Annotated in this window: 14 protein-coding genes; 5 read left to right on the forward strand and 9 right to left on the reverse strand. The window is 59.6% G+C overall.

Annotated features, from left to right (window positions below; all coding sequences use genetic code 11):
- Window positions 1-18: 18 nt before the first annotated feature.
- From OA90_RS04785 to OA90_RS04800, 4 genes are all read right to left on the reverse strand, one after another.
- Window positions 19-1,347, reverse strand: coding sequence for an ammonium transporter (locus OA90_RS04785; protein ID WP_068408060.1), 1,329 nt, complete (start codon window positions 1,345-1,347; stop codon window positions 19-21).
- Between the two features lie 21 nt (window positions 1,348-1,368).
- The gene (locus OA90_RS04790; RefSeq protein ID WP_082836849.1) at window positions 1,369-1,707 is read right to left on the reverse strand and encodes a P-II family nitrogen regulator; all 339 of its coding nucleotides are present in this window, start codon (window positions 1,705-1,707) and stop codon (window positions 1,369-1,371) included.
- Between the two features lie 425 nt (window positions 1,708-2,132).
- Complete coding sequence (locus OA90_RS04795; protein WP_068408064.1) at window positions 2,133-2,684, reverse strand: DUF924 family protein; 552 nt, start codon at window positions 2,682-2,684, stop codon at window positions 2,133-2,135.
- Window positions 2,685-2,756: 72 nt separating this feature from the next.
- Window positions 2,757-3,500, reverse strand: a complete 744-nt coding sequence (locus OA90_RS04800; RefSeq protein WP_199823615.1) for an ABC transporter substrate-binding protein — start codon at window positions 3,498-3,500, stop codon at window positions 2,757-2,759.
- 312 nt (window positions 3,501-3,812) lie between these two features.
- Here OA90_RS04800 and OA90_RS04805 point away from each other — a divergent pair, with 312 nt between their 5' ends.
- Entirely contained in the window at window positions 3,813-4,040 is a 228-nt protein-coding gene (locus OA90_RS04805) for a sulfurtransferase TusA family protein (RefSeq protein ID WP_068408068.1), read from the forward strand.
- An 80-nt stretch (window positions 4,041-4,120) separates the two neighbouring features.
- On the opposite strand, the gene OA90_RS04810 is transcribed toward OA90_RS04805, so the two are convergent.
- Window positions 4,121-4,417, reverse strand: coding sequence for a 4a-hydroxytetrahydrobiopterin dehydratase (locus OA90_RS04810; protein ID WP_068408070.1), 297 nt, complete (start codon window positions 4,415-4,417; stop codon window positions 4,121-4,123).
- A gap of 165 nt (window positions 4,418-4,582) precedes the next feature.
- On the opposite strand from OA90_RS04810, the gene OA90_RS04815 reads away from it, so the two are divergent.
- Together OA90_RS04815 and OA90_RS04820 are read left to right on the forward strand one after the other, a co-directional pair.
- Window positions 4,583-5,047 (forward strand): low molecular weight protein-tyrosine-phosphatase, encoded by a 465-nt coding sequence (locus OA90_RS04815; RefSeq protein ID WP_068408704.1) that lies wholly within the window; start codon window positions 4,583-4,585, stop codon window positions 5,045-5,047.
- A gap of 95 nt (window positions 5,048-5,142) precedes the next feature.
- Complete coding sequence (locus OA90_RS04820; protein ID WP_068408706.1) at window positions 5,143-5,403, forward strand: hypothetical protein; 261 nt, start codon at window positions 5,143-5,145, stop codon at window positions 5,401-5,403.
- A 6-nt stretch (window positions 5,404-5,409) separates the two neighbouring features.
- Here the strand turns inward: OA90_RS04820 and OA90_RS04825 are convergent, their stop codons facing one another.
- Window positions 5,410-6,237 (reverse strand): phosphatase PAP2 family protein, encoded by an 828-nt coding sequence (locus OA90_RS04825; protein WP_156510393.1) that lies wholly within the window; start codon window positions 6,235-6,237, stop codon window positions 5,410-5,412.
- A 143-nt stretch (window positions 6,238-6,380) separates the two neighbouring features.
- On the reverse strand, window positions 6,381-7,550 hold the full coding sequence (locus tag OA90_RS04830; RefSeq protein ID WP_068408072.1) for an ATP-binding protein: 1,170 nt from the start codon (window positions 7,548-7,550) through the stop codon (window positions 6,381-6,383).
- Between the two features lie 359 nt (window positions 7,551-7,909).
- On the opposite strand from OA90_RS04830, the gene OA90_RS04835 reads away from it, so the two are divergent.
- The gene (locus OA90_RS04835) at window positions 7,910-8,884 is read left to right on the forward strand and encodes an AEC family transporter (RefSeq protein ID WP_068408088.1); all 975 of its coding nucleotides are present in this window, start codon (window positions 7,910-7,912) and stop codon (window positions 8,882-8,884) included.
- 9 nt (window positions 8,885-8,893) lie between these two features.
- Here OA90_RS04835 and gluQRS read toward each other — a convergent pair whose 3' ends face one another.
- Window positions 8,894-9,778, reverse strand: coding sequence for a tRNA glutamyl-Q(34) synthetase GluQRS (gene gluQRS, locus OA90_RS04840; protein WP_068408090.1), 885 nt, complete (start codon window positions 9,776-9,778; stop codon window positions 8,894-8,896).
- 106 nt (window positions 9,779-9,884) lie between these two features.
- Between gluQRS and OA90_RS04845 the strand changes: the two genes are divergently transcribed.
- The gene (locus tag OA90_RS04845) at window positions 9,885-10,526 is read left to right on the forward strand and encodes a DNA-3-methyladenine glycosylase (protein WP_068408092.1); all 642 of its coding nucleotides are present in this window, start codon (window positions 9,885-9,887) and stop codon (window positions 10,524-10,526) included.
- On the opposite strand, the gene OA90_RS04850 is transcribed toward OA90_RS04845, so the two are convergent.
- Window positions 10,523-11,302 carry an alpha/beta hydrolase gene (locus tag OA90_RS04850; RefSeq protein ID WP_068408094.1) on the reverse strand — a complete coding sequence of 260 codons (780 nt, stop codon included), beginning with the start codon at window positions 11,300-11,302 and terminating at the stop codon, window positions 10,523-10,525. The two genes, OA90_RS04845 and OA90_RS04850, sit on opposite strands and share 4 nt — an antisense overlap.
- Window positions 11,303-11,379: the final 77 nt, after the last annotated feature.

The raw sequence follows: 11,379 nt of genomic DNA on the forward strand, positions 1-11,379 counted from the left end.
TTAGGTCAGCGCATCTTGTTAGAGGCGCTGGGACCCCATGCCGAATTCCGGATAGGCTTCCACGCCGACTTCGACCTTGTCGAGCCCGAGCGCTTCTTCTTCTTCCGAGACCCGGATACCCATGGTGGCTTTCAGGATGAACCAGACGATTGCCGAAGCGACCAGCGTGAACACGCCGTAGGCAACGATACCGGTGATCTGAACGCCCCAGGAGGCATCGGCGTTGGAGAGCGGCACGATCAGCGTGCCCCAGATACCTGCGAGCAGGTGAACCGGGATGGCGCCGACCACGTCGTCGATCTTCAGCTTGTCGAGCATCGGCACGGCGAAGACGACGATCGCACCACCGACAGCACCGATGAACACGGTCTGCCAGACACTCGGAGCCAGAGGCTCGGCGGTGATGGAAACAAGACCGGCAAGAGCGCCGTTCAGAGCCATCGTCACGTCAACCTTCTTGTAAAGGATCTGGGTGAGGATGACCGCCGCGACCACACCGGCGGCAGCCGCCATGTTGGTGTTGGCGAAGATGCGGGAGACGTCGGAGACATCGCTGATGGTGCCCATCGCGAGCTGCGACGCGCCGTTAAAGCCGAACCATCCGAGCCACAGGATGAAGGTACCCAAGGTCGCAAGCGGCATGGAGGAACCCGGGAACGGGTGAACCGATCCATCGGCTCCGTATTTGCCTTTACGGGCACCCAGGATGATCGCACCGGCAAGAGCGGCCCAGCCACCGACGGAGTGAACCAGCGTAGAACCGGCGAAGTCGGAGAAGCCCATTTCATAGAGCCAGCCCGTGCCCCACTGCCAGGAACCGGCGATCGGGTAGATGAAACCGGTCAGAACGACCGTGAACACCAGGAACGGCCAAAGCTTGATACGCTCGGCCAGGGTGCCGGAGACGATCGACGCGGTCGTGGCGCAGAACACCATCTGGAAGAACCAGTCGGACGCCGTGGAATAACCGGTGTCGAGTGCATCGCCACCGACAGCGTCGAAGGCATAAGGACCGAAGGAGCCCATGAACCCGCCGTCAACACCAGTGTACATGAGGTTGTACCCGGTAATCCAGTACATCAGGCCTGCAATGGAGTAGAGCGTGATGTTCTTCAGGCACTGCATCGAGACGTTCTTGGAGCGGACCAGACCGGCTTCCAGCATCGCAAAGCCGGCAGCCATCCACATCACGAGGAAACCACCGATCAGGAACAGCAGCGTGTTCAGGATATAAGCGACCTCAGGGGACACGGCCGGAATGGCAGCAGCGTCCTGGGCGAGGGCCGGCACTGCCGAGAGACTCAGCAAGGCCAGCGACGTCGCGCCCTTAGCGACAAGTTTTTTCATGATACGTTTCCTTACCTAAAATCAAAGAGCTTCGGCGTCGGTTTCGCCGGTACGAATGCGGACAACCTGGTCGATGGAGTGGACGAAGATTTTTCCGTCGCCGATCTGACCGGTTTTCGCAGCACCTGAAATCACCTCGACAACCTTGTCGACAGACGCGCTGTCGACAGCGACCTCGATCTTCAGCTTCGGCAGGAAGCTGACGGCGTATTCGGTGCCGCGGTAAATTTCGGTGTGACCTTTCTGGCGGCCATAGCCTTTGACTTCAGTCACCGTCAGCCCCTGGATGCCGATGCTCGTCAGGGCATCACGCACTTCGTCGAGCTTGAACGGCTTGATGATGGCCATCACTATTTTCATTGCTCGTTCCATTCCCCTTGCTTAGCGCCCCTTCCCATCGAAGAAGCTCCGCCGACCGGTCCGGAAATCGCGCCTGTTTCACATCCCCTCTGGAAGGATCTTCTCAGGTCTTTGCGTGCGCCACGTTGCGTGGCCCGGACCAGTGTCGGCCATTGCTAATCAAGGACCGTGCCAACTTGCGAATTACGGGGATTTTTCCGCAGAATTCCGCGCGTTAACAGCTGTTAAGGAATGGAGGAAGGAAAGGGCAGAAACTCAAATGGCCACTTTTAAGGCAGAATTTTTGCCTAAGTAATAATCAGACAAAGTGCTTCAGGTTAAAAATTGAGCAGAAGAATCACATTCGGCCTACCGCATAAAAATGCGGCAGACCGAACGTGCAAATCATCGAACCAACTAGGGTACGGACCCGTAAAATGGTACTTTCAGGCGGAAAACCCGCCGTCTTCCATATAGGCCTGCTCTTTCGACGTTGTGTCCCGCCCGAGTGAACTGTTGCGGTGGGGAAAGCGGCCGAACCGCCGGATGACATCCATGTGGAGAAGCGCGTAGTAATACAGGTCCTTGTCACCAAGCACCCGAAACAGATCCACGGACCGTTCCTGATGCGCAATGTCCTCCGAATGTTCGAAAGGCAGATAGAAAAATCCGCGAACAGTTTTCGGAAAGGCACGATCGAACCCGCTCGCAAGCGCTTGCTCGGCGACGCTCAGGGCCTTCGCATCCGCCTTGAAGGCGTCTGCCGTTCCCCGGAACACGTTTCTGGGCATCTGGTCCAGCAACAGAAGAAGCGCGAGCGATCCGTCCGCAGTCTCCATCCACGGATCCAGACCGCCTGAAAGCGCTCCTTCGATTGCCGGCAGGAACCCCTCCCGGCACTCACGGTCGAACTCTTTGTCGCTTGCGAACCATTTTCCGGGGCCGGCCTGCCACCAGAAATCGAGCACATCCAGCGGCGTAATCTGCTGATCGGTCATGAGAAGTCTTTCGCGGTTGCGTTGAAACCAGCCGCCCAAAGCGGCAATCCATCGGTCGGTTATAGCAAACCGCTATTGGTCACAGGCAAGTTTCTGCCAGCTTTCGACGTGCTCGGCATAGTGTTTTTCAAAAAAACCGTTTTCCCTCAAGTCGGCCATTTCCTCCCGGAAGGCTTCGACCAGTTCGGGGTCGCTGCCCTTGCTGAAGACGGCCCACAGCGGCTGCGCCAGCGCCTCTATGAAGACCACCGGTTTCAGAAGCGACCCGTCATAGCCCTCCCGGCAGACGGAGGCTTCGGCCAGAAACCCCGTCAGCGGAAGAAGATCGAGCCGGTCGAGATAGAGCATCTCGATACCCTGGCGGTAATCGGTTATCGGCACCAGGTTACGGCCTTCGTCAAACCCCAACTGTTTCAGATAACTATGCAGATTGCCGCCATTCTGAACACCGATCCGCAAATTGAGCGACATGAGGTCTTCAATCCGGTCAACTGCGATCTCCGGCCGGGTATCGAGCTGATAGAAATACTGACCATAGGGAGACACTTCGCCAAGCCACTCGAACCAGCCTTCACGCTCTTGCGTCCGCGAGAGCGAAAAGAACAGGACGTTCGGTTCCTGGCGCGCCGTCAGAATTGCCCTTTTCCAGGGCAGAAAGTCGAATGACCCGACCGAGACCGGCAGCCGCTCGCTGACCCGGTCAATCACGGCAAGCATGAAATCGGCGACGTAGCCGTCGGGCTCTCCGTCATTATCCCATTGCAGCGGCGCGAAATACTGCGTCACGATGCGGATCTGTCCGGACGCGGCCTTCACCAGCTGGCTGTGCCACAAGCAAGCTGAAATCAAAACGCCCACAAAGATATAAAATGCGGATTTCAAGTGCTTAACACCAATGCACGTTGATCATGATCCTCATGACCAATCCTCCTGGCGGAAACAGCAAAACCTGCGAGATTTTTAGAGACCTTTGCCGCAAGTCGCACATCTTGACGTTTCCCGGAACATCCCGATCATATATTCAGTCTAAATTCGAACTGCTAATCGCATGTAAAGACATGTAGATTCTTACAATACAAAAACAATCCGCGCTATTTTTAAATAGCGTAGCGTCAGGAACTGCAACCATTGAGTGAAATCACACTGGACTTGAAAGGCTTGAAATGCCCGCTGCCGGTTCTCAAGACGCGCAAGGCCTTGACCCGACTTGCCACGGGTGACCGAATGACGGTGCTGACCACGGACCCGATGGCTGAAATCGACATCCCGCATCTTTGCAGCCAGGACGGTCATACCTTGCTGTCAGCGGAAAAAACCGCAACTGGACACAGTTTCCTGCTCTCCAAGGGCGATTAAAGCATCCGCATTCGGTCAACCTGGACGAGTTCCTCAGCAATTTCGAATTCGATTTGAGGTGTATCTATCCGGCCGCCTCGTCAGGAGCGGTTCGCGATCCTGTCAATCTCGGCCGCCAGTTCCAGATCCAGCGCGCTCAACCCGCCGACATCATGGGTCGCCAGCGTGATATCGACACTGCGGTAGACATTGAACCACTCCGGATGGTGATCCATCTTTTCCGCCACCAGCGCCACTTCCGTCATGAACCCGAAGGCATGCCGGAAATTCTTGAACCTGAAGGATTTGGAAATGGCTTCTCGCTCTTCGCAAAGGTGCCAGTCCGCCAGTGCCTTCAGTCCCGCCGCACGGTCTTCCGGTTTCAGCCGTTCTGCCATTTGATCCTCCTTCAGGTCGGGGCCACCCGATCATGAGCCCATACCCTAGCCTAACCCGATGACAAGGCGAAGGCGATGAGGCATACCGTGATAACAAAGCTTCGCGTTGCCTTGCCGGAGGCACAGGTTTGCCTCGTGATCGTGGCCGCTGCATCGGAGACTGCCGTGCCTCACTCTGTCCTGTTCGTATGCCTTGGCAACATCTGCCGGTCCCCGCTCGCCGAAGGCATCTTCCGAACCCTCGTCGACGAAAGCGGACAGGGCGACCTGTTCACAATCGACTCTGCCGGAACCGGCGCCTGGCACATAGGCAATCCGCCGGACCCGCGCTCGATCGATATCGCCGCGAAACACGGGATCGACCTGTCCGCGCAGCGCGCCCGGCAGGTCGTCTCCGCGGACTTCACACGTTTCGATACGATCCTTGCCATGGATGCCGCCAACCTCGCGGCGCTCGGCTCGGAAGAAAGCTCCCGCACGGCCCACATTCGTCTGTTACTCAACGATCCGCCCAAGGATGTTCCCGATCCCTATTTCGGCGGGCCGGACGGATTCGAACATGTCTACCGCCTCGTGCGCTCAGGCTGCGAGAAATTTCTCGATACGCTAGATCGGCCCGAACACGTCTGAACCCGGTTCAGGCACTCTCTGCGGACAGGGTTCACAAATACGTCTTGCGGGCCGTTGTATGGATTTCACTCCCAGAGATGGTCCCGGGCTCGAACATGAAACTTCTGTGGTGGTGTATTGCTGCGGTCCTCATTCTGCTCGGACTGGCAACCGTGTGGATGCCGGTTCCAACCGGAATTCCGCTGCTTGCCCTTGGCCTGATCTTGATTATCGCAACAAGCAGAAGCGCGGCGCGGCAGTTGCGCAGCCACCGGCGCACGACCCCGCACCTCAATCATGCACTCACATGGGTTGAGGACAGATCTCCCTTGCGCTTTGCCCGGATACTCAAACGCACCCGGCCGCGCAAGAAGTAGGTCCGGTCAGCTTTCCGAAATTTTGCCGAGCGCGTTCTGAAGGGCTCTTCTGGCCGTTACCAGGAATCTCCCCCCTGTCCGCTGCAAACTGCGGCCGGTCACCGTGAACCATTCATCCAGCCGGGTGTCGCTCACAAGCGGCGGCTGTTTGACATAGAGCAGCCGGTGGATGAGCAGAATGACCAGCAGGGTCACCCCCCAGGAAATCAGCGTGTCGGACAGGAAATGCCCTCCGAACGCGACCCTGTTGACGGAGAGGATGAGACAGAGCGGCAGGATGAACGCCAGGGCCGGCTTGCGCCAGCTGGCGGGGACCAGGAACACAATCGAGACCAGCCACATGCCCGCTGACGCCTCTCCCGAAACGAAAGAACAATTTCTGTCGCAACTGTCGGTGATTTTCCAGACCGGCTGAAACGGCAGATCGCCTCCGAACTCCTCGACCGACCGCGGACGCGGGCGTCCCCAATTGTTCTTCAGGATCAGGTTCACCAGAACACCAGGCCCCATGATCAGCGTGCTGAGAAGAAAAACCGGCATGCGCAGCGGCAGCAGAGGTGGCCGTCCCGGCGCCAGCAGCTTGATAAGAAGCACCGCCAGGCAGACAATTGCAATCAGACGGACGAGAAACGGGCCCAGGTGCCTTACATCCCGCAGGAACGGATCATTCTGGGCGGAAAACCCGGAAGTCGCGGAATAGAACAGACCGCTGGCCAGAAAATCGACCCCGGGGAAAATCAGGAAGAACAGCGAGACGATAACCACATAAAGGCTCACCGCGGCCATCGGATGCCGAAAGCACCACGCGGACGCATTGCGCGGGAATGACGTCATTTTGTTTTTGCTGGAACCGACATGCTTCATGGTGCCATCATCTAGATCACCCCGCCCTCATATGGAACCATGTGAAAGCAAAAAGTTGATCGCCCTGCGGATCGAGGCGCCCTGAGGACTTCGGGATCCAACCGGGACCCCGTTCACTTTTCCTGTGGGCCTGGCTTGCTCCCCAGCGCACGCACCATGGCCTCATACAGCGCAAGGGGAGACAGGGGCTTGGTAAGCGTTTCCTGAAAACCTGCCTGCTGCAGCCGGTCGTCATCGGCCGATTCCAGCGCCGCGGTGACCGCGATCAGCGGCAGCTCGAACTCCGGCCGCAGATGTCTCAGCTCCTCGGCGGTTTCCACGCCGCTCATTCCCGGCATGTGCAGGTCCAGAAGCACGGCATCGAAGGTGCTCTTGCCAACCAGGCCGATGGCCTGCTCGCCCGACCTGGCGATTTCCGAGGAGATGCCGAAGGATTCCAGCAAGGCCTCCAGCAACCGGCAATTCGTATCGTTGTCGTCGACAATAAGCACATGAGCGGAAAGCCCGCTCGCGGTTGGAGCTTGTCCGCGCACAGTCGCCGAAGAAGAGGAAATGTCCACCTTCCCGTCCCTGTCTCCGGCCCCTGCCGTCCCCCCTTCCGCAGGGATGCGCACTTCGAATCGGCTACCGCCGGCCTCCCCGCGGGTTAACTGCAATTGGCCACCCAAGCCCTGCAGCAACTGTTGCGTTCCCCATAAACCCAGCCCCGTCCCAGGCCCTGTCTCGCGACCATGACGGCCTCGAACAAACGGCCGGAAAAGCCGTGCCTGTTCCTCCGAGTCGATACCCGGACCGCTGTCTTCAACGCACAGAGACAGCATTTCATGCTCTGCGGTCCCTTCCGCAGGCAAAAGATGCACCCTCACCGCGATACCCCCCTTGGGCGTATATTTGACCGCATTGTCGAGGAGCGTCGTCAACACCCGGCGCAGTGCACCGCTATGCCGGGTGACGATCTGTTTCACCGGTTCCTCGAGTGAAAGCTGGAAGGACAGGCCCTTTTGCTCAGCGGCGATCCGGAAGAGTTCTGCGACATCGGAAACGACATCGGCTACCCGTATCGAGGCGCTGCCGGTTCCAGAACCGGTGGAGGGAATGAGATCGCCGGTAAGCTGTGTCAGCGCATCGATGGACCGGATGAGAATGGACAGGTGCTCTGTTTGAGTGTCGTCAAGCGGACGATTGCCCATGAGTTCGGCGGTCAGCCGCATCGCCGCCAGCGGCGTTCTCAGATCGTGGGCAAGCAACGCAATCTTGATGCTGTCGTCGTCCTGACCTGCCATTCGGCCCAGGCTCCTTCGCGTGGGTGGACGTCAACGGGGCTTGCCAGACGGATGTCAAAAAGCCAAGTTAACCAATACCGTGCTTACCCTGATGACCGGCCTCTGTCCATCCGGTCGCTTTCCGGTTGCCAGAACCACCAGTCCCATGTCCCGAACCTGCCTGCCGTCTGATTTCAACATGTGCGTCTCCATGCGGCAGCTCCGGCTGCAAAATATTGAAATCTCTAAAACCACTCGATAAATATCTGTTTCCAATCGGTCTTTTGAATTTGGCATTTGAACGCGAACCGGCCGCACACGGCTATCCAGCATAAAATGCCATCCATCATATCCGAATCAGCCAGAGGCCGACGCTTCCTATGCTTGGACAAACCCTTACCATCGTCGCCCCGGTCTTCATTTTGATCGGCATCGGCTATGCGCTGGCAAAGTTTCAGGTGCTCAGGCAGAGCGCCAGTGAAGCCCTCGGACAATTCGTCTTCGTCGTTGCCATTCCCGTCCTGCTGTTCCGCACCCTGATCGGAGCAGATCTCAGTTCCGGCGTGCCATTTTCCCTGTGGGCGAGTTATTTCCTCGGGGTCGGCGTCGCCTGGACACTCGGGGCGCTGGTCATCCGTAAGGGCTTCGCACGCGATGCCCGCGCCGGAGCCATCGGCGGCATCTCTGCGGCGTTCGCCAACACCATCATGGTCGGTTTGCCCCTGGTCTTCGCCGTCTACGGCGAAGACGGCCTGGTTCCCCTGCTCCTGATAATCTCCATACATCTGGCTGTGATGACAATCCTGATGGCGGTCGCCATGGAACGCGCAGCCGCGCTCGACAGCGGCACAGCCTCGCCGCCACTTGCAGATCTTCTCAAGGGCGCCGCCAGGAACCTGGTCAGGAACCCTCTCATCCTTGCCATCGTCATCGCCTTTGCCTGGCGCCAGACCGGCCTCGAAATTCCCGAGATCGGTATGGACGTCTTGAACCGCATCGCCGCGACGGCCCTGCCCCTGGCGCTGTTGTCACTCGGCATGAGCCTGGTGCAATATGGAATACGCGGCAACGTGCTGCCGGGTTTCCTGCTCGCTGCGGTCAAAATCCTGATCATGCCCGTCGTGGTCTTCGTCGCCGGGGCCTTCGTCTTTCAACTTCCGCCGCTCTGGACCTCCGTCGCAACCCTGACGGCCAGCTGCCCGACCGGAGCCAACGCCTATATCTTCGCCAATCGCTACGGCACCGGCCACGCCATGTCCGCCAATGCGATCACCGTGACGACCTTGAGCGCCATCGTCACCACAAGCCTGTGGATCTGGTTTCTGGACATGTGGTTCGGGGCGGGTCTGCGCTGAGCGAAAGCCTCAAAGACCGATCCGCTTGCGCAACTGCGCATGGGTCATGCCAGCCTCGCGCAAAGATCTGAGGCTGGTGTCACTGTTGGATTTCGACAATTTGCGGCCGTCTTCACCCAGAACCAGCCGGTGATGCCGGTAAACCGGTTGCGGCAGTCCGAGCAGTTCCTGAAGCACCCGATGAACACTGGTGGCGTGATGGAGATCCTGCCCGCGCAGCACATCGGTGACACCCTGACGCGCGTCATCGACCACCACAGACAGGTGATAGCTGGTCGGCGTGTCCTTGCGCGCAAGCACCACGTCCCCCCAGGCCGCCGCATCGGCCGCGACAGTGACCGCCGGATCGAACAGACAAGCGCCCTCGGCTCCGGCCTCCTGCCAGCCCGGCGAGGCTCCGATCCGTTGAAGAGCCCCTTTCATGTCGAGACGCAGGGCAAAGGGAGCGTCGCTGGCGGCTCGCTGACGCAGTTCTGCTTCGGACAACACCTCTCCGTCGCCGGGATAGAGCGGTGCCCCGTCCGGATCGCGCGGCCACGTGTGACCGCTCGCGTCCCGCTGATTGACGAATGTCTTGATCTCCGCCCGTGTCAGATAGGACGGATAGACCAGTCCCGTATCCTGCAACCGTTCCAGAGCTTCCCGGTAGAACGCAAAGCAGTCCGACTGACAGACGACCGGCTGTTCCCACTGAAGCCCCAGCCAGGACAGGTCCTCGAACATGTCCCGTTCCAGTTCCGGCGTACAGCGGGTCTGGTCGATATCCTCCACCCGCACCAGAAGACGGCCGCGAAGCGCAACGGCCGCGCGGGCGTTGAGCAGCGCCGACAGCGCATGACCGAGATGCAGATGCCCGTTGGGAGAGGGCGCGAAACGGAAGACGGGTTCGGTCATCGGAACCAGGGCAACAGGGTTGACGGGACGGTGGGCCTGAACTCAAGTCCAGGGTACGGACCCATAACACCCCCAATGCCGGGTGCAAACAACGAGATCGCTTCGCATGAAACCGATAAACACGGAAGCCGATATTCACGCCGGGCTTTCAGAATTGATCAGATCGGATCCGCGTCTTGCCCCCATCGCCCGGATTGCCGGACCCATACCCCTGCGGCGCAGGGCAGCGGACTTCGAGGGACTTGCCCAGATCGTCACCGGTCAGCAGGTGTCTGTGGCCAGTGCCTCCGCGATTTTTCAACGGCTTCAGACGCTGGTAACGCCTCTCACCGCCGACCGGCTTGAAGACTTCACCGACGACGATCTCGCCGGTGCGGGTCTCTCCCGCCCCAAGATCCGGACATTGCGCGCAATCGCAACCGCCTGCCGTGAAGGCCTCGATCTGGCGCATCTGGCCGAAGCACCGCCACAAGAGGCCCATGCGCGCCTGTGCGCCATCAAGGGTATCGGCCGCTGGACGGCGGATATCTTCCTGTTGTTTTGCGCGGGCCATCCCGACGTCTTTCCGAGCGGCGATCTCGCCCTGCAGATCGCCGTCCGCGACGCGCTGCAGCTGAGCGAAAAACCGGCCCCGGCGACCCTGGATGACATCGCGGCCTCCTGGTCACCGCACCGGGCCGTCGCCGCGCGTCTCTTCTGGTCCTGGTACCGGGAGCAGAAACAGGGGCGCGACACGATGCCTGTCTAGGCGTGCTTTCCAACGAGGTTGTTCACCGCCCGCAGAAGCAGCTCGATGTCCTGCGGCCGCGACAGGCGATGATCGCCATCCGGCACGAGAGAGAACGTGACATCGTCGAGCGGCAGGGCCTCGACCAGACGCCGGGCGTGGCTCGCAGGCACATCCGGATCCTGCGCCCCTTGCAGGATCGTGACCGGCGCACCGACATGCAGCGGATCGTCCAGCAACAGATGCCTGCGGCCGTCCTCGATCAGCTTGCGCGTGATCACATAAGGCTCATCGCCATAGGCCGAAGGCTGCGCCCAGCGCCCTTCGGAAAGAATCGTCTGGCGGATTTCCTCCGTGAAGCGCTGCGTCCACATCAGTTCCTCGGTGAAGTCCACCGCCGGAGCGATCAGCACAAGCCCCTTTATCTTGCCGGTCGCCCTGCGGCTCAACGCCAGCAGCAACGCAATCCACCCTCCCATGGAGGACCCGACCAGGATGGTTTCACCCGGACAGAACCTGTCGACCACGGCTTCCGCCTCCTCCAGCCAGTCGGAAACGCAGCCGTCCTCGAAATCGCCGCCAGATTGGCCGTGGCCGGAGTAATCGAACCGGACAACCGCCTGCCCGCGCGCCGCGCCATATTCGGCAAGCGCTACGGCCTTGGTGCCGGACATGTCCGACTTGAAGCCCGACAGCCACAGAAGAGCCGGCGCCTTGCCGGGTGTTTCCAGGACAGCTATCCGACGCTCCCGGGCGTTTTTTCCGGCCTTGATGAATTGCGGTTCGCACGCACCCATATTATGGCTCTCGTTCTGCTATCTTCATCTTTGCATATTCAGCTGATACCGGCCTTGCATCCAAAAGGCTACCCGGA

The sequence above is a fragment of the Labrenzia sp. OB1 genome (genome assembly GCF_001624695.1).
In the GTDB taxonomy this organism is placed as follows: Bacteria; Pseudomonadota; Alphaproteobacteria; order Rhizobiales; family Stappiaceae; genus Roseibium.

What these genes read in the sequence shown, in the direction of transcription:
- OA90_RS04790 (WP_082836849.1), bottom strand. Translation starts at nt 1,707, where the DNA reads ATGAAAATAGTGATGGCCATCATCAAGCCGTTCAAGCTCGACGAAGTG.
- OA90_RS04785 (WP_068408060.1), bottom strand. Translation starts at nt 1,347, where the DNA reads ATGAAAAAACTTGTCGCTAAGGGCGCGACGTCGCTGGCCTTGCTGAGT.
- OA90_RS04835 (WP_068408088.1), top strand. Translation starts at nt 7,910, where the DNA reads ATGCTTGGACAAACCCTTACCATCGTCGCCCCGGTCTTCATTTTGATC.
- OA90_RS04850 (WP_068408094.1), bottom strand. Translation starts at nt 11,302, where the DNA reads ATGGGTGCGTGCGAACCGCAATTCATCAAGGCCGGAAAAAACGCCCGG.
- OA90_RS04810 (WP_068408070.1), bottom strand. Translation starts at nt 4,417, where the DNA reads ATGGCAGAACGGCTGAAACCGGAAGACCGTGCGGCGGGACTGAAGGCA.
- OA90_RS04795 (WP_068408064.1), bottom strand. Translation starts at nt 2,684, where the DNA reads ATGACCGATCAGCAGATTACGCCGCTGGATGTGCTCGATTTCTGGTGG.
- OA90_RS04825 (WP_156510393.1), bottom strand. Translation starts at nt 6,237, where the DNA reads ATGACGTCATTCCCGCGCAATGCGTCCGCGTGGTGCTTTCGGCATCCG.
- gluQRS (WP_068408090.1), bottom strand. Translation starts at nt 9,778, where the DNA reads ATGACCGAACCCGTCTTCCGTTTCGCGCCCTCTCCCAACGGGCATCTG.
- OA90_RS04820 (WP_068408706.1), top strand. Translation starts at nt 5,143, where the DNA reads ATGAAACTTCTGTGGTGGTGTATTGCTGCGGTCCTCATTCTGCTCGGA.
- OA90_RS04845 (WP_068408092.1), top strand. Translation starts at nt 9,885, where the DNA reads ATGAAACCGATAAACACGGAAGCCGATATTCACGCCGGGCTTTCAGAA.
- OA90_RS04830 (WP_068408072.1), bottom strand. Translation starts at nt 7,550, where the DNA reads ATGGCAGGTCAGGACGACGACAGCATCAAGATTGCGTTGCTTGCCCAC.